This is a genomic window from Leptospira kobayashii, from assembly GCF_003114835.2.
Taxonomy (GTDB): Bacteria; Spirochaetota; Leptospiria; order Leptospirales; family Leptospiraceae; genus Leptospira_A; species Leptospira_A kobayashii.
On sequence record NZ_AP025028.1, the window covers coordinates 3,685,274 to 3,703,227 of the forward strand.

A 17,954-nucleotide genomic window follows, 5' to 3' on the forward strand; every position below is an offset into this window, starting at 1 on the left:
TAAATTTACCGCACCAAAATTATTTGAGTTTGCTTTGCTTGTATTTTTCTTTTTTTCATGCTTTCCTATATAAATGGAAGCAAATCAAGATTCTGTTTGGGACGTTCATATTTTTTTCACTCCCGACTATCTGGAAACCGGAAATGAAAAACAAAAATCCCTTCATTCGGATCTTTCCAATCACAAAATCATTTCCAAACTCTCCGGATTTTATCCTTTGATTGCAGGAACGATTCCGCTTGGAATCGATACGGAAAATAGTGATGTGGACATACTCACTTATCACAACAATCCCAATCATTTGATTAAGATCGCTTATGCTAAGTTTCGTCATTATTCCAATTTCTCTTACGAAACCAAAGACTTCGATGGAGAGCCGTCGGTAAAAATCAACTTTCAAACGAATTTATTTTCTTATGAAATTTTTTCTCAAAAGATAAAACCGGAAAACCAAAAAGGTTTTTTGCATATGGTTGTTGAAAAACGATTTTTGGATTTGGCAGGTGAGGATTTTAAAAACCAAATCATAGAAAAGAAAAAACAAGGAATAAAAACGGAACCTGCTTTCTGTGAGGTGTTGGGGCAAAAAGGAGATCCTTACCAAGTCTTATTGGATTTGGGACAATCTTCCGATGAAACATTGAAAGAAATTTTGAAATCCAATCACTTTCAGCTGAAATAGAATTAGAATGAATTCGATAAGAGAAGTTTGCCGATTATCCCGAAGGTATACTTTTTAGTTTCCAATTTTGATAATCCTTTTTTAAACAATGCCCGCAAGGGCGGTAACCCAGATGGATTGCTTCCTTCTCCGAAATAAAGAACACCCTATTTTCTTTTTTCATTCGTTTTCCCGATTTACAGCTCAGTTTTCCATAGATTTTAAGTTTTGCATTTCCTCCGAAAATGATGACTCGATTTCGAATTTGTTTTCGAAGTTCGGGAGCTTTGATTTGATTATGTCGAATCATTGTTTTATTGACCGGATCAAGTAATGATACCGGCAGAGATCGCCTTTTCCAACCCGAAACTTGCGAAAATTCGTAAACTGTAAGAGGTACCACAAACGATCTCCCTCCCCCGCTCTTTTTCGACTCCCGCTTAAAAAAAATGAGTTGGAACCAGGTTTATCCGGGCAAAACTTTCCTATAGAGATGACTCCTACACACGCTGTTCAATCTTTTATCAATGCCAAAAAAGAAGGAATTGAGATTCCTTCTTCCACCCTGGAAACCATTCGTAATTTCCGTAAATGGAGAGAACCGGAGTTAATCGGTCTTCGCAATGCCTCTTCCTATTATCCCGATATCTATATTGAAAAAGGAATGGAAGAAGAGATTACCAGACTTTTAACAGTAGTTAAAAACAGAAACGTAGCCCATAAATTCTAATGAACCCACCAAACCAACCTAAGGTCCTCTACCAAGAGGCAAATCCTTACGGTTCTTTTACTGCTTTTCTAGAAGACGACGGAAGAACCATTTATCTTTACTTACAATCCCATAACAATCCCGAGTGGCCGATGAAATCCCTTTGGATTCGTAACCTGATAGATGCACCGGAAGAAAGAGATCCTGATGATTTCCGAAAAGGACTCGCACCGGTTCATACAAAAAAAGAAACCAACACCGTTCATGCCCTACCCAGTTTGAAAGAAGAGGAAATTCATTTCATTTGGTCGGAAGAAGGAGATGCAGTCGCACTTTTCGTAAATGAAGAACTCTATGCATATCTTCCTCCTTGGTCCGGAATCAAAGGAGTACATGGCTATTCCAAAGAAGCAAAAGAAGACGCAGCAGCAGCGTCTCCCTTAGGTGATGTGAATAACGGAGTGATTGCGGAGCGAGTGAAAGAATCCCGCAAATTTTGGGAAACCGTTTCCGAAAAAAATCATTGGAACAAACTCCAAACTTTACGATTGAATTTTTTGGAAGAGAGACTAGGAAAACATGAAAAATATTGGTCTGCCGACGGAGGAAAGTATCCTTCTCTCGGGATCGCATCTTTTTTACCGAAGGAATTTCCAGGAATCAAAATATTCTCAACCATCGGAATGAGTGCACAGAACCAACCATCCGTTGAACTCTATCATAAAAATTTTGAAGATTATGCGCGCATTGAATTGGTATTTGCCATCAAACTTTCCAATGAATACGAAGATCATTCCGAATCCTGGATACAACATGTACTCGGAGAGATGATCAAATTTCCTTGGAACACAGGTATATGGTTCGGACATTCTCATACGATTCAAAATCCTCGCAAAGATCCTGATCAACTCTACTTGGATTTCAATTGGTTTGTTCTCAAAAATGTAACGGATGAGTTGGATAAAGACCCGAGTCTCCCTTATCCGAAGCTAAACGGACTCATCTCCGAGAATGGAAGAAGGGTGAATTATTTATTTTTAGTTCCTATCTCGGTGGAAGAACGAATTTGTTTTCAAAGAGAAGGTTCGCCGAAGTTCTGGGAGACTTGGACCAAAGAAGGTTTCAGTTTTTTTCATGAATCCGAGCGTAGAATGTTGGAATTCTAAGTTTGTAGTTGGAAAAATTACGAATCAAAAAAATGAATCTGTCCGTTACTAATAGTGATATGGCAGAGACTTATACTAAATTTTTTAATCTGGAATTCGAACCGTTTGATTTAGAACGAATCTTCGAAGCTCGTAATGAATCGACCGGATTCTTTCTCTCTACGGTGTTTCAGAAACGTTTCTCCGAAGAAGTCAATTTGAAACGCCACGAAGATCAAAAACTTTGGTTTCTTTCAAAAAATTTGCGATACCTTGCTTTAGATGGAATCCAAAAGGTTGCTGATGATAGCGGAAAACTGGAAAACGCTTCTATCCTCTATCTATTGGTGTTTTTTGATCAATCTTCCATCACTGAGCTTGGTTTTGAAGATACTTGCCATATACTAATGAAGAGATACGATCTATCTTCTCTGATTTTAAAACTTCCGGACTCGGATCATTTGGAAATTTGGGGAAAAGACTCCACGCGTAAGGTGTATAAGAATGTTTCCCATCCTAACATCGATTCATTACTCAAATCTCTCTTTCAATCCATCAATAAGAAGGATCATTTTCAATTTGTAGGGATTGAGAGACCCAACCTAGATAAAAAACAAGGGATTTCCATGGGAAGAAGGGGATTTACGCGCGCAATTGCGTAATCATTGCCCTTAAAAATGAAAAAACCCGCAGGTTTTGCGGGTTCACACAATCTTTCTTCGAAAGAATCGAAGTAAAGAGTCTTATGTTTGAATAAGCAGCTTACTTCTTTTTCGCAGCTTTCTTTTTTGCAGCCTTTTTCTTTGCGGCTTTCTTTTTTGCAGCTTTCTTTTTAGCAACCATTGGTATCGTCCTTATCTTTTGATTTCAAAAAACCACTGTCCTTGGCAAACAGTAAGTCGATTGATACGACATAATTAATTCATCTCAATATTGTTGTAAAGAAAAAATATTTTTTGTAGGAATTTTATTTCATTTTTTATTTTTTCATAAAATAGACTAATACACATTCTACGAAACTTTAACAACAACCTTACCAATTGTCTTACCACTTCGAAAATAATCCAATGCAGGTATCAATTCATCGAAAGAAAACACTTCACCTATCCTTTGTGGAGATAAATTCAGCTCACTCAGTGATGAAAAATGTTTTTTTAACTCTAACTTCTCATTCCAAAGCCATATCAAATTGAATCCCATCACTGATTTATTGTCTGAGATCATGGAAAGTGGGTCAATCGATGGTCTAGTTAGGTAGTGATACGCAAGTTTGAACCAATTTTTATGTGATGAAGCAGGTGTAAACACTGCACTTCCATAGGTAACAAGCCTTCCCATAGGGGATAACATTGCATAACTGTCGGAAAAATATTGTCCACCGGTGCATTCTAAGACCAAATCCAATCGTTTTTCTGATAAAATTCTCTTCATCTCTTGTTTAAATGCTTTAGAGCGTATTAAATAAGCATCGAAACCTTCTTCTTTTAGGATAGAATACTTTGATTCATCACCTACAAGACCGATTGTAAACGCATTCCACTTCTTTGCGATTCGATTAGCAAGTATCCCTACACCACCTGCAGCACTATGAATGAGAACTGTTTGTGAATTTTTTAAATTACCAAGAGGCAATAATGCATAGTACGCAGTGAGTGCTTGTACTGGAAACGCAGCACCTTCCTCGAAGGACCATGATTTCGGAAGTGCGAATACATAATCTTTTTGTACATTAAGATGAGTTGTGTATGCGCCAAATCTAGTAGTGCCGTAAACGGAATCACCTATCTGAAAATCTTTTACATCTTCTCCTTTAGCAATGATGATGCCAGAAAATTCAAGACCAGGAATAAAACTTTCTTTCGGAGTCGCAGAATATAATCCGAAAACGGAAAAAACATCGGCAAAATTAAATCCGATCGCTTTCACTTGAACTGTAACTTCGTCTTTTGCGGGAGAAAAAAGTTCTTCCTCCATTCTCTTCAAACCTTGCAAAGACCCCGTTTTTACGACTCGATATACTTCTCTCTTCATAATATTTTATAAAAAAATCGAATTCCATTGAAAAGAAAAGATTTTTCCATGGCATTAAGTCCCATAAGTTGGGGAAATCAAGAGAGAATGCAGTTGGAATTAAAACAAACCCCCCTCTATCAAATTCACAAAGAACTGGGAGCCAAAATGGTTCCATTCGGAGGTTGGGATATGCCCGTGCAATATACGGGAATCATCCAAGAGCACAGCGCAACAAGAACTCATGCCGGTTTATTTGATGTCTCTCATATGGGTGAAATTTTTATTACGGGAAGCGAAGCGGATATTCTTTCTCTTTTGGAAAAAACTACCTGCAACCAAATCTCTTCTATGTATGACGGACAAGTTCAATACAACGCGGTATTGAATGAGAACGGCGGACTCGTAGATGATATCACCGTGTATCGTTTTTCTTCCACAAAATATATGATTTGTTCCAATGCTTCGAATTATCCCGCAGTCGCAGCACATTTGCAAAAGTATGTTTCCGGAAATTGTAAAGTGGAAGATGTAAGTAAAGACTGGCACCAAATCGCATTACAAGGACCGAATGCGAATCAAATCCTGGAAAACTATCTGGGAAAAGATTTAAAAGGGCTTCTCTATTATCATTTTATCGAATTGGAATTAAATGGTGAGACGATCATTCTTTCCCGTACAGGTTATACAGGAGAAGACGGATTTGAAATTTATACTTCTCACTCTCTCGGATTAAAACTTTGGAATGAACTGCTTGTACAAGGAAAAGATTTGGGACTTGTTCCTGTAGGTCTTGGTGCTCGTGATACACTCCGACTCGAAGCAAAGTATCCTTTGTACGGACATGAACTGAATGCGGAATGGTCTCCTGTAGAATCGGGAATCGGTTTTATCGTAAAAGAAAAAAATCCTCCTTACTTTGCATATGACCGGATTCAAAAAGATAAAAAAGAAAATCCTAAAAAGAAAGTTGTAGGAATCATTTTACAGGAACCAGGTGTGTTGCGCGAAAATTTTCCCGTCTTTTCTTCCGATGGAAAAGAAATAGGAAAAACAACTTCGGGAACGCATTCCCCTACCAGAAAAGAATCTTTGGGACTTGCCATGCTTGATTTTGAATTCACCAAAAATCAAACGGAAGTATTCGTAGAGATTCGCGGACAAAAGAAAAAAGCAAAAGTAGAAACGGGGGCTTTCATCAAAGGAAGCGTTCGTAACCAAAAATAATCATAAGTCAAAGATCACCAAATATACTTTAAAGAGGAAAAACAATGGCAGTAACAGAAGCAAAAGATGGATACTATTATACGGAAAAACACGAATGGGTGAAAGTCGAAGGAGATACTGCTCTTGTTGGAATCACCGATTTCGCACAAAATGCATTAGGTGATATCGTATTCATCGACTTACCGAAAGTAGGTAAAAAAATTAATCAAAAAGACAGCTTGGGAACGATTGAATCCGTAAAAGCCGCGGAAGATTTATACGCACCTATCTCGGGAGAAATTTCCGAAACAAATGCTTCTTTGTCCTCCACTCCAGGCAATGTAAACACAGCACCTTTTGATTCCTGGATGGTAAAACTGAAAGGCATCAACACGGAAGAACTGAAAGGATTACTCTCAGCTTCCCAATACAAAGAATACGTATCCAAGCTAGATTGATTTCAGGAGAAAACAGTTGAAGACATACACCCAATCCAATCTAAACTCCGTCGACGGCTACGAAGAAACTCTCGCGCCGAGCGATACATTCTTACGCAGACATGTCGGTTCAAACCAAGACAAAGTGAATGAAATGCTCGATGTGATCGGCTATAAAACTTTGGATGCTTTGATTGATGATGCTGTTCCGAAAAACATCAGATTGAAAAAAACTTTGGAACTACCGAAGCCATTGGGTGAATATGCACTTCAAACGGAATTGAAAAAGATTGTTTCCAAAAACAAAATCTTTCGTTCTTATATCGGACTCGGTTATCATTCTTGCATCACTCCTCCCGTGATCCAAAGAAATATCCTGGAAAATCCGGGTTGGTATACTGCTTACACTCCTTATCAAGCGGAGATCGCACAAGGTAGAATGGAAGCTCTCATCAACTTCCAAACGATGATCACTGATCTTACCGGAATGGAAATCGCAAATGCTTCTCTTTTGGATGAAGGAACTGCCGCAGCAGAAGCGATGAATATGTTATTTTCTTTGAAAGAAGACAGCCAAGGAAAATCTTTCTTTGTTTCTCAGTCCGTTCATCCTCAAACCTTAGATGTAATTCGAACACGTGCCATTCCTCTCGGGATCAATATTGTTGTCGGTTCTTTTAAAAAGATGGTCCCTTCTACCGATTTTTTCGGAGCCATTGTTCAATATCCTTCTACAGACGGAACCGTATTTGATTTTTCAGAATTCATTGCCAAATTACACGAAGTAGGTGCCAAGTCGGTTGTTGCTGCGGACTTACTTGCACTTACCATATTAAAATCACCCGGTGAGATGAATGCCGATGTGGTAGTGGGAAGTTCCCAAAGATTCGGATTGCCTCTCGGATTCGGCGGACCACATGCAGGATACTTCGCTACCAAAGAAGAATTCAAAAGAAGTATGCCCGGCCGACTTATAGGTGTATCTAAAGATGCACAAGGAAAACCGGGTTATCGTTTGTCTTTACAAACCCGCGAACAACATATCCGACGCGACAAAGCTACTTCCAATATTTGCACGGCGCAAGTATTACTTGCGGTTTTATCTTCCATGTATGCGGTTTATCATGGACCGAAAGGTTTGAAACAAATTGCATCCAGAGTACATAGAATGACGACTCTACTTGCAACTGGTTTGGAAAAACTAGGTTACAAAGTGGTATCAAAACCGTATTTCGATACCATTCGAGTGGAACTTTCCAAAATCACTTCGGCAGAAATCATCCGTTATGCGGAAGACAAAGAGATCAATCTTCGTTCCATTTCCCAACACGTAATCAGCGTATCGTTGGATGAGACTACAACGATTTCCGATATCCAGGATCTTTTGGAAGTATTCAATGAAAACAAAGTGACTCATTTTTCCGCAGAAGAACTGGCGCAAAAAGAAGAATGGGCAATCCCTGAAATTTTGGAAAGAAAGTCTTCTTACCTCACACACCCCGTATTCAACAGCTTTCATACCGAAACTGAAATGCTTCGTTATATCCGAAGACTGGAAGGAAAAGATTTATCGCTCACTACTTCCATGATTGCACTCGGTTCCTGCACAATGAAACTCAATGCATCTACGGAGATGTATCCTGTCACTTGGCCCGAGTTGTCCAATATACATCCTTTCGTTCCAGAAAACCAAACGGAAGGTTACAGAAAACTATTCGGCCAATTGGAAAAATGGCTCTGTGAAATCACCGGTTTTGCGGAAGTATCCCTGCAACCTAACGCTGGTTCGCAAGGTGAATACGCCGGTCTTATGGCAATCCGCAACTATCATCAAAGTAGAAACGACAATCATAGAAACATATGTTTGATTCCAATTTCCGCACACGGAACAAATCCCGCTTCCGCAGTGATGGCTGGATTCCAAGTGGTTGCGGTCAATTGTGATGATAACGGAAACATTGATGTAGCCGACTTAAAGAAAAAAGCAATCGAACACAAAGATGATCTGGGTGCTCTGATGGTAACATATCCGTCCACTCACGGAGTGTTCGAAGAATCCATTGTGGAGATTTGCAATTCGATTCATGAAAACGGCGGACAAGTTTATATGGACGGTGCGAACATGAACGCGCAAGTAGGACTCACTCGTCCTGCCGATATAGGTGCCGATGTTTGTCATTTGAATTTGCACAAAACATTCTGTATTCCTCACGGAGGTGGTGGACCGGGAGTCGGGCCGATCGGTGTAGCGGAACACTTGGCATCCTTTCTTCCTGGACATAGCTTGATTGAAAACGGATCGAATAACAGTCAGTGGGCGGTCTCTTCCGCTCCTTGGGGAAGCGCTTCCATCGTTGTGATTTCCTGGGCATACATTGCCATGCTCGGATTTGAAGGATTACAATACGCAACCAAACTTGCCATTTTAAATGCGAACTACATTGCGAAACGACTTGGTTCTTCTTTCCCCGTTTTATACAAAGGGAATAAGGATTTAGTGGCTCACGAGTGCATTCTGGATATGCGTGGATTCAAAAAAACGAGCGGTGTGGAAGTTGAAGATATCGCCAAACGTTTGATAGATTTCGGATTTCACTCTCCTACAATGTCTTTCCCTGTTCCCGGTACTCTTATGGTAGAACCTACGGAATCCGAATCAAAAGAAGAATTGGATCGTTTCATTGATTCCATGCTCAGCATCTTTTCCGAAATCAAAGATATCGAATCAGGAGTCCTTGATAAAACGGATAACCCTTTAAAAAATTCTCCCCATACTGCGGAAGTGGTGATTTCCGATTCTTGGAATCATAAATATTCCAGAGAACGTGCCGCTTATCCCCTTCCTTGGTTACGAACCCGTAAATTCTGGCCGAGTGTGGGAAGAGTGGACAATGTGTACGGTGACAGAAACCTGATTTGTTCCTGCATCCCGATGGAACAGTACAGTTAGGATTTGCCGGACCTATAATGGAAAGAGTTTACGATAAACATTTTTTCGTCTGCGAAAACAAAAGGGCACCCGGCGAACGGGTGTCTTGTGGAAATCAAGGTTCGGAAGAAATTTTAAAATTGCTCAAGAAAAAATCGGTAAAGGCGGGAATCACTTATCCTTTTCGAATCCAAAGAGCCGGTTGTATGGAAAGATGCGAACTAGGCCCCGTGCAAGTATGTTATCCGGAAGGAAAATGGTTCAAACTTCAAACCGAAGCCGACGTGGACATCATTCTGGAACATTATTTCAAAAACGACGATCCTTCCGCTTACGAACATTTGCTTGTGAAGGAATAGATTTTTTATTTTCCAATTTCGTTTTGCCCTTTTTGATTTCCGACTTTTCCTTTGGAACACCATGCTCTAACGGATCAGGTTGTATCTTATCCTCTTCATTACCGCCACTCTCACCCAAACCGAATTCAAAACCGCTGACAAGACCTGTAATGAACGGAGGAACCTCCGTGCGTAAAAATATTTCTTTCCCGCTAAACGGATGTAAGAAGGAAATCGACCAGGAATGCAAAGCCATTCTGGAATAGGATTTTTCATCTTCTCCGTACTTTTTGTCCCCGACGATAGGATGTTTTTCATCCGCAAAATGGACTCTGATTTGGTTTTTACGACCAGTTAACAGATCCACTTCGACCAGAGAATAATTTTTGGTTTCTTTCAGCACCTTGTACAAAGTGTGAGATAATTTTCCAAGAGAAGGTTCTTTCGTGGAATAGACGACTTGTGCTTTGTTTTCGGTAAGATAGGATGTGATAGTTCCGGAAGGTTTGTCCCAATTGCCGTGAGTCACCGCTATGTATTTTTTCTTCGTCTTATCCCAATCCGATTGTAATTTTAATTTTGCATCTTCCGTTTTTGCAAAGATTAGAACACCCGAAGTATCCCGATCCAAACGATGAACGATAAAAATCCTTCTTTTGGATTGGATACTTCCTTTTTTTACATAATCGGTCAAAGCAGCGTAAGCGGTTTTTGTTTTTTCCGAATCCGTAGCAACAGTAAGTAGTCCGGCCGGCTTATCTACAACCAAGATGTCGTTGTCTTCGTATAAGATGGTTAGTCCTTTGGGAAGAAATCGGGTATTTGTTTTGGAAAATTTTGTCATCAAATCTTTTCTTTGTCGGTCAAAGATAGAATCACATAGAAACAAAGAAGATTCAATTTCTATTTTTCATCGTTTTACTACTTCATTCTATTTTTTCCGCATAAGGTAAGTCACTGATCAATTGCCATCCTGCGCCCGTATTGATAAAGGAAAAGAATATGGAAAATCGCATTACATCACTTTGCAATTTCGCTCTTGCCATGGCAACGTTCCCCCGAATCGATATATCTTCTATTTCCAAAGAACGTTTTCTTCCGCCCAGTTTCTTTTCTCTCAACATTTGCAAATAGGATTCTCTTGTTAAAATACTTACTTTGTTTTCTCCCGGAAAAGCATATGTGATTCTATATTCCGGATGCAGGATTGTTTCCAGTTGCGCAGGATTCTGTTCATCACCTGCACGGACGAAGTTTTTGATTTTTTCCTTAATATCATCTTTATCGGAAGCATAGACACTCCCCGCAGCTAATGCCACGGCAAAAATACAGACAAAACCTATCAGATTGTTCATTTCATACCTCTCATTATTTAGTTAGTTCGCATACTAACTAAATAGACAAATAAATCTCTCCGTTTTTAGAGCAAGAAAAATTTAAAGTTTGTTTATTTTTTCCGCGATCTCGGAAAGATATTCGCGGGGAAATTTTGTTTGTTGGGATAGTTTTTCAAGTTTAGAAGATATTTTTTTTTCCGCTTTGAAGCCACTTTCCGCAGTCTTTCTACCTTTTGCGGTCAAACTCAATAAAGAGCTGCGGGCATCTTCCGAATTTTTACGTACGTGAATGAAACCTTCCTGTTCCAACTTTTTGGTCAAGCTGCTGATATTCGCCTTATCACGCATAGTCAACTCGCACAGCTGGGAAGCCGTCATCTCACCCCATTCGGAAAGACTTAGTAAAATACTCAATTGCGGAACGGAAATCATAAGCGGAGTGATTTCTTTTTCCAAATGTGCTGCGGCAATGCGGCCTGCACGAATGAGCAAAACCACCGATTCCATGTTCTTCCAATCAATCTTCACTTTGATTCACATAACAATACAACACCCATGCGTTGTCAAAAAAGAATTGATTGTGATTTTGGAATTCGAATCTTCCTCGGAGCGCCAAAATACCGAGTTTGGAAATAAATTTTTGTCTTGAACTAAAATCGAAACTCTTTCCAATCTACGGACGTTCCGATTTTCATTTCCGAGGGAATCATATGAAACCGCTTTTTCTTTCCGTTATCATTTTCACTTCATCCCTTTTTCTTTTTCAATGCGATAAACTTTATGAAATGTATCGAAACAATGTTTCCGGAATCGAACTCACTGATGAATTGATTCAAAAATATGTAAAGGCGGTAAAAGCACTTCATAAGCTAGGACCGGATATTCCCAAACAATTGGCGGAAAAAGGAGAAAACGAAGCCACGGGACTGGAACTATTCCATCAAATCGAATCCGTTATCAAAGATGCTGGATTTAAAGATTATGCCGAGTTTGTAAAAGTAAATGCAAAAGTCGCTTGGGCGTGGAATGTTTCCCAAGGTGAATTGGGGATTGAAAAATTTCAGAATATGAAAGACGACGGCTTGAAACAAATAGAAGACACACTTGCCGATCCTTCCGTTCCGGAAGAAGTCAAAATAGAACTGAGAAAGACAAAACAAAAAATCACAGACGATTGGTCGCATAACAAAAAATATGCTGACATTTCCATGAATATCGTCCGTCCTCTTACAAATAATCACGATCTCGAGATCATCAAACGAAACCAAAAAGAAATCATGGAAGCATACACGGGTATTCCTCAAAATAAGTTAAAAGAAATAGACCCCTCTCTATTCATTACGAAATAAATTCATACCAGGAAACCTTGCATGAAAACAAAGCTATACATCCCCATTTTATTTTTATTCCATTCCTTTGTTTATGCCCAGTCCGCGCAGGATATGTACAATCAAGGAATCGACTTGCTATACAATCGGAATCAACCGGAATCTGCGTTAACATATTTCCGAAAAGCCTACCAATCCGAACCGAATATCTGGTCTCGTCCATTTATGATCGGTTATACGCTCAAAAACTATCTGAAGAAACCGGAAGAAGCCGTTGTTTATTTGGAACAATCCTGGGATTTGAATTCGGAAGGAGATGAACTTCCCTACAAGGAAACCATCATTTGCCTGGAACAATTGGGAAAGATAGATCAGGCAATTACAAGAAACACCAAAGCACAAGCCGCACTCAAATCCGCAAACAAAACTCCTTCTTCTTGGTTCGGGGAAAATCTTTCCTGGCTCTATTGGACCAAAGGAGATACGAACAAAGCTTTACAATTTGCTCCGGAAGGTTCCTGGGTAAAAAACCAACTCTCACCCAGAACCATTGAAATCGATTGGAAAATACAGATCACAAAACTCTTATCAGCTTGGAGACTCACCGAAGCCGATAAAATCCGAATTACCATTCCTTTGGACAGACCTTATCAAAAACTAATATCGGCTAATATTGATTCTACGGACCAGGCTCTTTCCTCAAAAAGAAAGTCTTCACGCGGCAATCAATTCCTGGAATTGGAAAAACCCGCCGGAACCGATTGGCCGGAAGAAATCAGACTTCAATTAAAATTGGAACAGAATTTAAAGGCGATGACTTTCCGCCCCGCGAAACTAAGGCCGGCAAGCCCCGAAGATCCTAATTATATTTGGGCGAGCGAAAATAGAGACGGATTGTTTTCTTTGGAGGATCCTGAATTTCTAAAGAAAGTGGAAGAGATCACCGCCAGTGGAAGAACGACGGGAGAAAAAGCGGAACTCGCTCTTCAGTATCTTAGAAAAAATTATAAGTACGGGGAAAGAGTGGAAGGGAGTAGCATAAAAGAATGGCTCGATCAAGGAACGGGCGACTGCGGATATTTTACATATATCGCCATAGGAATGTTACGCGCTCTTAAGATTCCCGTCCGGGGAGTGTACGGACTCGGGCCTTGGAATGATCCTCCTCCTGCCCTACCCCATTCGATTTTAGAAATTTATGATGCATCGAAAGACCAATGGTTTCCTCATGATCCGCAATCGGACCAATTGTACGGAGTGATCAACCCGTCTTATATAGCTTTTACGGCGGGGAACCCGAAACAGGATGCAGCCGTTCTTGCAGAAGATGGAATTTGGGAAATAGATACGGTTTGGTTTTTCTGGAATGGAAGCGGTAGAGATACACTTTCTTATACGGTGAATGTGAAAAATCAAAACCAGATTGCATCCCGATCCTTGCAATCAAATCCCAATATTCAAAAACCCGAATATGTCAAAACTCCCCAATCAGGGGGGCCTCCTCCAATGAAATAGATTTGCAAATTCGATTGCATTCCCTAAAAATCATTTTATGAAATACATCTTCGTTTCAACCACTCTCTTCTTACTGTTTTCCTGCACAGTAACATCCCACAAAGCCTCTTTGTTTTCCAAAGGAACATCCATCGGTTTGGATCAGGCAGGTATCGAAAAAACAGGTCCTATTCTATTCCAAAAAATTACAGTGGCGGATTGGATCGGAGATAGAGACGGTTTGATCGATATAGATGATCCTAAGGCAGTAGAGGCAGGTTTGAAAAAAGGAAAAGAACCTATCCAGATTTATTTTTATACAATAACTCATCCTAAATTCGGAACTTACTTAGTGGATTCCGGTTTATCACAATCATTTCGAAAAGACCCCAAAGAATGGCCGATCACAGGCATTGTCGCAAGCGAAATGAACTTCCCTCACTTAAAAGTCAGACAAACCACCAAAGAATGGTTAAACGAGCATCCCAACCGGATCGAAGCCGTTTTACTAACACATAGCCATTTGGATCATATTTTAGGAATTTCAGATCTTCCCGAAGGAACACCGATCCTTGCCGGTCCGCAAGAAACCACTCATACTTATTTCTTAAATGCATTTGTACAAGGAATGACAGATACTTTACTCGGAGACAAACCGAAGTTATACGAACTCAATTTTCCCGAAGAGAATAAAAATCCTTCTCTTAGAATTCTTGATTTTTTCGGAGATAAATCATTTTTAGTGATCCATGTTCCCGGCCACACAAGCGGTAGTCTGGCGTTCCTAGTAAAAAGTACATCGGGAATCCATTTGCTTACGGGAGACTCCAGTCATACAAATTGGGGTTGGGACAACAATGTTACCCCGGGACAATACAGCGAAGACAAACAAAAGAATAAGGAAAGCCTTGACTTTTTAAAGAAGGTTGCTTCCCAATATCCGGGGATCGAAGTCCATTGCGGTCATCAATCTTTTGCAGGGACTACGAAAAAAAATTAATCATAGTTAGTTGTCATATCAAAATCGTCTCTGTTTTCTATAGATCAAATGAACGTGTGATGCCGAAAGTCAATCCTACGACTGCCAGCGCTTTGGTCTGAAAAGAATATCCGCCGAAATTGAAATCCTTATCTCCTTTGTATCCGTGAAGAAGGGCCCAATCCGAACTTCTGGCCCCTTCTATGTTTTTTCCGGGAGGGCTATAAGAGGCTCCCAGATCAAAACTCCATGGGCCGGTTCTATAGGAAAATCCTGCAGAGACAGTATGAGATAAGGAAAAAATAATTCCTGCAGCTCCATTGGCACCTGCAGAGGAAGTGATAGGAGTATTATAACAATACCCCAAACGATAAATCCATTCTTGGGTAAGTTGATGTTCCAATCCCAGTGTAACACCTGCTTGGTTTTGATAATTCAAACTGGCATTCACGTTGGCAGAGTTTCCGAAAGGGCTGACAAACCAAGGGTGTTCCAAAGATTGTTTCACAGACTTCAAATAGGATTTATAATTCACATATGTGAAATCGACCCCGAACTTAACGGATTCAGAGGAATAAGCAAAACCTAAGGAATGTTTTTCAGGCAAACTATAGGCAAAGGAAACGCCCGCATGCTCGTAAAACTGGGGATCATTCACTCCTATGGAATAATGTCCGTCTAATGGAAGTTTAACCTTTGATTGATAAGAATACCCCATCCTAAACCAATCCGTAAAACTATAATTCAATCCGAAAATTCCGCCGAGTGCCAATACCTGCTTTTTGCTTTCATATTGATACCCTTGTCCGGGAATTTCGATCCTACCGCTCGCATCGAAGTATTTTTGCGTCCTGGATTGCCTTCCGTAATTGATTTCCATAGTAGCGCCTAAGGAAAGTTTACCGAATTGAACGGAAGCTCCGTTTGCGACTTTAATCAATAAAGAATCGTTAATAGTAGTTTCTTTGATCCTGGGGCTATCTCCCAAAGGAGAAGGTAGATTTATCTTTGCCCATTGGTTGACGGATTGTCCTGTGGGAGTGTTTCTATCGATTCGATCGGTTCCCCCGGGACCTCCTCCCACAACATAAAATGCAAAACCGTAATCGATTTTATCAGTTATCGGGAGTTTGGCGGCAAAATAAGGAGCCACTCCGATACCTTGTCTTTCCTGGCTGTTTCCATAAATCAGTTCCGGGTTTTTATCCAAAAACCGGTCTTTCACAATCGCTTGGGTAAAAGTACCCGTTCCCCCGAATTCTATTTTTCTGCCCTTGGTCAGATATAGGTTCGCCGGATTCAGAGAGACGTCGATGGGAGAACCCCCCAATGCAGTGTTGAGTCCACCCAATCCCTCATAACGGGCGTTAATGGAGCTCCGACCGGAACCTGTGATCGCAAAATTGGGCTCGGAAATAAAAAAGAAAATTGCAAAAAGAGAAAACAGGAAAAGAGAAAAATACCTTCTGCTTTCAAATGACTTTTTCTTCCTGGGCTTCGTAAACATGACCGGCTTTCACGACTCTTCCAGGCTGGGGAAAAACTTCAAATCAGTTTAGTACTTTCCCTGATCTTTTTATAGTAAAACTACTAGTTTTGGGCAATCTCTTCAAAAATAGAGCAGAAAACTTGCAAATCTCGCAATCATCCATTGCCCCGGAAAAACTAACTTGAGCTGATATCCGCCTTCAGCCATTTTTTCTCACCGATTGATTTCTTCATATTTTCGATCAGCGCCACTGTGATATTGGTATTGAGTTTGATCATATCCGGATCCTGTGCGAATAAAATCATCTCATCAATCAGGTAATCAATTAAGTTCTCCACGGACTTTCTGCCGGTAGGATCCTGCGCCATCGCCACAGTTGCTTTCGATACAGCTTGGTAGATGGATAAGCTCAATTGTTTCGCAACATTCGCCTGCATATCTTTAGGCAGAAAAGAAATCGGTTTCAAATGATTGGACACATTATCCGAAATCTCGACGACAAGATTTTGAATCAGATCTCTCAGGTTTTCATTTTGTGCGGACTTTGCGATATTATTAAGAACCACTTTTTTAAGCTCTTCTCTGTTTTGATCAATCGCATTTACAAACTGATCCAAAGAATTGCCCGACTTAACCTCGTTTTGCGTCTCTGTCAAAATTTGAATCGTAACAAGATCCGAAATTTCTTCTTTGATGATATTGCTATAATAACGTAAAGTTTTACTGATCAAATCATTTCCCAAGATTCTGGTAAACTGATTGGTTTGCAACATCAGATAAATTTTATACACACGAACCAATCGGAAGAACCGGAACTCAACCAAAGGAATGAGACCGAGTACGTCATACCAATGATAGATCGGATACAAAAACCAGGCAATGTATGTTTTTTTACGAATCGCAAGCAACCAACTAATTCCGAATTCAAATAAGAAAAAGGCAAGAAACGGAGCATCTAACAATAAATAATGATTCACCGGCTTTCCATCGGAACCGATTGCGCGATAGTAATTCAATTGAAAGTAGGTCCGAAGATGATTATTGAAAAAAGCGACCTTATCTTCCAAAGCTCGATCCGTATCCCTCCAAAACCATGCAAATGCAACTACGGTAGAAGGAATCCTATCTCGGCTCAAAACCAAGTCCAAGTCTTGTCGGATCTTGATATCTCTCGCTTTTGTTTTATGAGTTTGATATTCCGCTTTGATGATGTCCTGTATGGAGATAAAATTTTCCGTTTGGCCGGACATGGCGAACGGATTCGTCTCAACGATCTCTAACATTTTCTTATCCATGGAAACCAGAATCTTTTCCAGCTCCTGGCCTTCTTTGCCCGCTTGACTCAAACGATTGATAAAGAAATACTTTTCCGACAAATCAATGAGAGAATTGATATCATCCGTCTCTTCCAAAACACTGAAAAAATCGATGAGTTGAACTAAAACCGGTTCCAACTTTGCACGACGGACTTCCACATCTTCAATGAGTAACCCCGCTTCGAAATTTGCATACAATACGTCGAATTTCTCGCTGGAGACAGAGCCTTTTAACTTTTGTAATACGGTATGGATTTCTTCCCTGGTTTGTTTTCGTTGGTTCTCACGAAATTCGGAATCTCGGAGTTTGGTCAAATAAACCAAATCATCCACAAATCCCGTATATGCTTCTGTTACGCGATGAGGTTCTATTCCCAAAATCGGCTTGTCATAAATTTTAAGGACGGTAGGGAAATTCTTAAAGTAAAAAGGACGAAGCCAGAGATATGTAAGATCAAACAAGATCAGTCCCAAGTTTCCTAAAACGACGAAAACCATGACCAGATCCCAAAGTAAAGGTATCCCTAGTTTATGTTTTTTGATAAATTCCCAAGAAATCATTTTTTTCCTCAGATC

The 17,954-nt window shown here is 40.1% G+C and carries 18 protein-coding genes; 11 read left to right on the top strand and 7 right to left on the bottom strand.

What is annotated here, in order from left to right; genetic code table 11:
• Positions 1-73: 73 nt before the first annotated feature.
• Positions 74-682: a DUF4269 domain-containing protein gene (locus tag DI077_RS16805; RefSeq protein ID WP_109021437.1), complete on the top strand. Its 609-nt coding sequence runs from the start codon at positions 74-76 to the stop codon at positions 680-682.
• A gap of 34 nt (positions 683-716) precedes the next feature.
• Here DI077_RS16805 and DI077_RS16810 read toward each other — a convergent pair whose 3' ends face one another.
• On the bottom strand, positions 717-1,064 hold the full coding sequence (locus tag DI077_RS16810) for an Ada metal-binding domain-containing protein (RefSeq protein ID WP_217351567.1): 348 nt from the start codon (positions 1,062-1,064) through the stop codon (positions 717-719).
• Positions 1,065-1,154: 90 nt separating this feature from the next.
• Here DI077_RS16810 and DI077_RS16815 point away from each other — a divergent pair, with 90 nt between their 5' ends.
• The 3 genes from DI077_RS16815 to DI077_RS16825 are packed head-to-tail and all read left to right on the top strand — an operon-like array spanning position 1,155 to position 3,177.
• Entirely contained in the window at positions 1,155-1,391 is a 237-nt protein-coding gene (locus DI077_RS16815) for a hypothetical protein (protein WP_109022149.1), read from the top strand.
• Positions 1,391-2,536 (top strand): suppressor of fused domain protein, encoded by a 1,146-nt coding sequence (locus DI077_RS16820; RefSeq protein ID WP_109021438.1) that lies wholly within the window; start codon positions 1,391-1,393, stop codon positions 2,534-2,536. Before DI077_RS16815 ends, DI077_RS16820 begins: the two co-directional genes overlap by 1 nt.
• An 8-nt stretch (positions 2,537-2,544) precedes the next feature.
• Positions 2,545-3,177 (top strand): hypothetical protein, encoded by a 633-nt coding sequence (locus DI077_RS16825; protein WP_242935257.1) that lies wholly within the window; start codon positions 2,545-2,547, stop codon positions 3,175-3,177.
• A gap of 349 nt (positions 3,178-3,526) precedes the next feature.
• Here DI077_RS16825 and DI077_RS16830 read toward each other — a convergent pair whose 3' ends face one another.
• A complete protein-coding gene (locus DI077_RS16830; protein WP_109021439.1) occupies positions 3,527-4,546 on the bottom strand; it encodes a synaptic vesicle VAT-1 family membrane protein in 1,020 nt (339 codons plus the stop codon).
• Positions 4,547-4,633: 87 nt separating this feature from the next.
• On the opposite strand from DI077_RS16830, the gene gcvT reads away from it, so the two are divergent.
• The 4 genes from gcvT to DI077_RS16850 are packed head-to-tail and all read left to right on the top strand — an operon-like array spanning position 4,634 to position 9,456.
• On the top strand, positions 4,634-5,752 hold the full coding sequence (gene gcvT / locus DI077_RS16835; protein WP_167837197.1) for a glycine cleavage system aminomethyltransferase GcvT: 1,119 nt from the start codon (positions 4,634-4,636) through the stop codon (positions 5,750-5,752).
• Between the two features lie 44 nt (positions 5,753-5,796).
• Positions 5,797-6,189 (top strand): glycine cleavage system protein GcvH, encoded by a 393-nt coding sequence (gene gcvH / locus DI077_RS16840; RefSeq protein WP_109021440.1) that lies wholly within the window; start codon positions 5,797-5,799, stop codon positions 6,187-6,189.
• A gap of 16 nt (positions 6,190-6,205) precedes the next feature.
• Positions 6,206-9,118 carry an aminomethyl-transferring glycine dehydrogenase gene (gcvP, locus tag DI077_RS16845; RefSeq protein WP_109021441.1) on the top strand — a complete coding sequence of 971 codons (2,913 nt, stop codon included), beginning with the start codon at positions 6,206-6,208 and terminating at the stop codon, positions 9,116-9,118.
• Between the two features lie 17 nt (positions 9,119-9,135).
• Complete coding sequence (locus DI077_RS16850; RefSeq protein WP_109021442.1) at positions 9,136-9,456, top strand: (2Fe-2S) ferredoxin domain-containing protein; 321 nt, start codon at positions 9,136-9,138, stop codon at positions 9,454-9,456.
• On the opposite strand, the gene DI077_RS16855 is transcribed toward DI077_RS16850, so the two are convergent.
• From DI077_RS16855 to DI077_RS16865, 3 genes are all read right to left on the bottom strand, one after another.
• Positions 9,407-10,279 (bottom strand): RluA family pseudouridine synthase, encoded by an 873-nt coding sequence (locus DI077_RS16855; RefSeq protein WP_109021443.1) that lies wholly within the window; start codon positions 10,277-10,279, stop codon positions 9,407-9,409. The genes DI077_RS16850 and DI077_RS16855 overlap by 50 nt on opposite strands.
• Positions 10,280-10,361: 82 nt before the next feature.
• Positions 10,362-10,790 (bottom strand): nuclear transport factor 2 family protein, encoded by a 429-nt coding sequence (locus DI077_RS16860; protein WP_109021444.1) that lies wholly within the window; start codon positions 10,788-10,790, stop codon positions 10,362-10,364.
• Between the two features lie 81 nt (positions 10,791-10,871).
• Positions 10,872-11,279 (bottom strand): MarR family winged helix-turn-helix transcriptional regulator, encoded by a 408-nt coding sequence (locus DI077_RS16865; RefSeq protein ID WP_109021445.1) that lies wholly within the window; start codon positions 11,277-11,279, stop codon positions 10,872-10,874.
• Positions 11,280-11,482: 203 nt separating this feature from the next.
• Between DI077_RS16865 and DI077_RS16870 the strand changes: the two genes are divergently transcribed.
• Genes DI077_RS16870 through DI077_RS16880 form a run of 3 tightly spaced genes read left to right on the top strand, consistent with a single transcriptional unit; the run spans position 11,483 to position 14,594 of the window.
• Positions 11,483-12,121, top strand: a complete 639-nt coding sequence (locus DI077_RS16870; protein WP_109021446.1) for a hypothetical protein — start codon at positions 11,483-11,485, stop codon at positions 12,119-12,121.
• 21 nt (positions 12,122-12,142) lie between these two features.
• Positions 12,143-13,615 carry a transglutaminase domain-containing protein gene (locus DI077_RS16875; RefSeq protein ID WP_109021447.1) on the top strand — a complete coding sequence of 491 codons (1,473 nt, stop codon included), beginning with the start codon at positions 12,143-12,145 and terminating at the stop codon, positions 13,613-13,615.
• A 37-nt stretch (positions 13,616-13,652) separates the two neighbouring features.
• The gene (locus tag DI077_RS16880; RefSeq protein WP_109021448.1) at positions 13,653-14,594 is read left to right on the top strand and encodes an MBL fold metallo-hydrolase; all 942 of its coding nucleotides are present in this window, start codon (positions 13,653-13,655) and stop codon (positions 14,592-14,594) included.
• Positions 14,595-14,631: 37 nt separating this feature from the next.
• On the opposite strand, the gene DI077_RS16885 is transcribed toward DI077_RS16880, so the two are convergent.
• Together DI077_RS16885 and DI077_RS16890 are read right to left on the bottom strand one after the other, a co-directional pair.
• Positions 14,632-16,080 carry an OmpP1/FadL family transporter gene (locus DI077_RS16885; RefSeq protein ID WP_109021449.1) on the bottom strand — a complete coding sequence of 483 codons (1,449 nt, stop codon included), beginning with the start codon at positions 16,078-16,080 and terminating at the stop codon, positions 14,632-14,634.
• A 158-nt stretch (positions 16,081-16,238) separates the two neighbouring features.
• On the bottom strand, positions 16,239-17,939 hold the full coding sequence (locus tag DI077_RS16890) for a hypothetical protein (protein WP_109021450.1): 1,701 nt from the start codon (positions 17,937-17,939) through the stop codon (positions 16,239-16,241).
• Positions 17,940-17,954 lie beyond the last annotated feature (15 nt).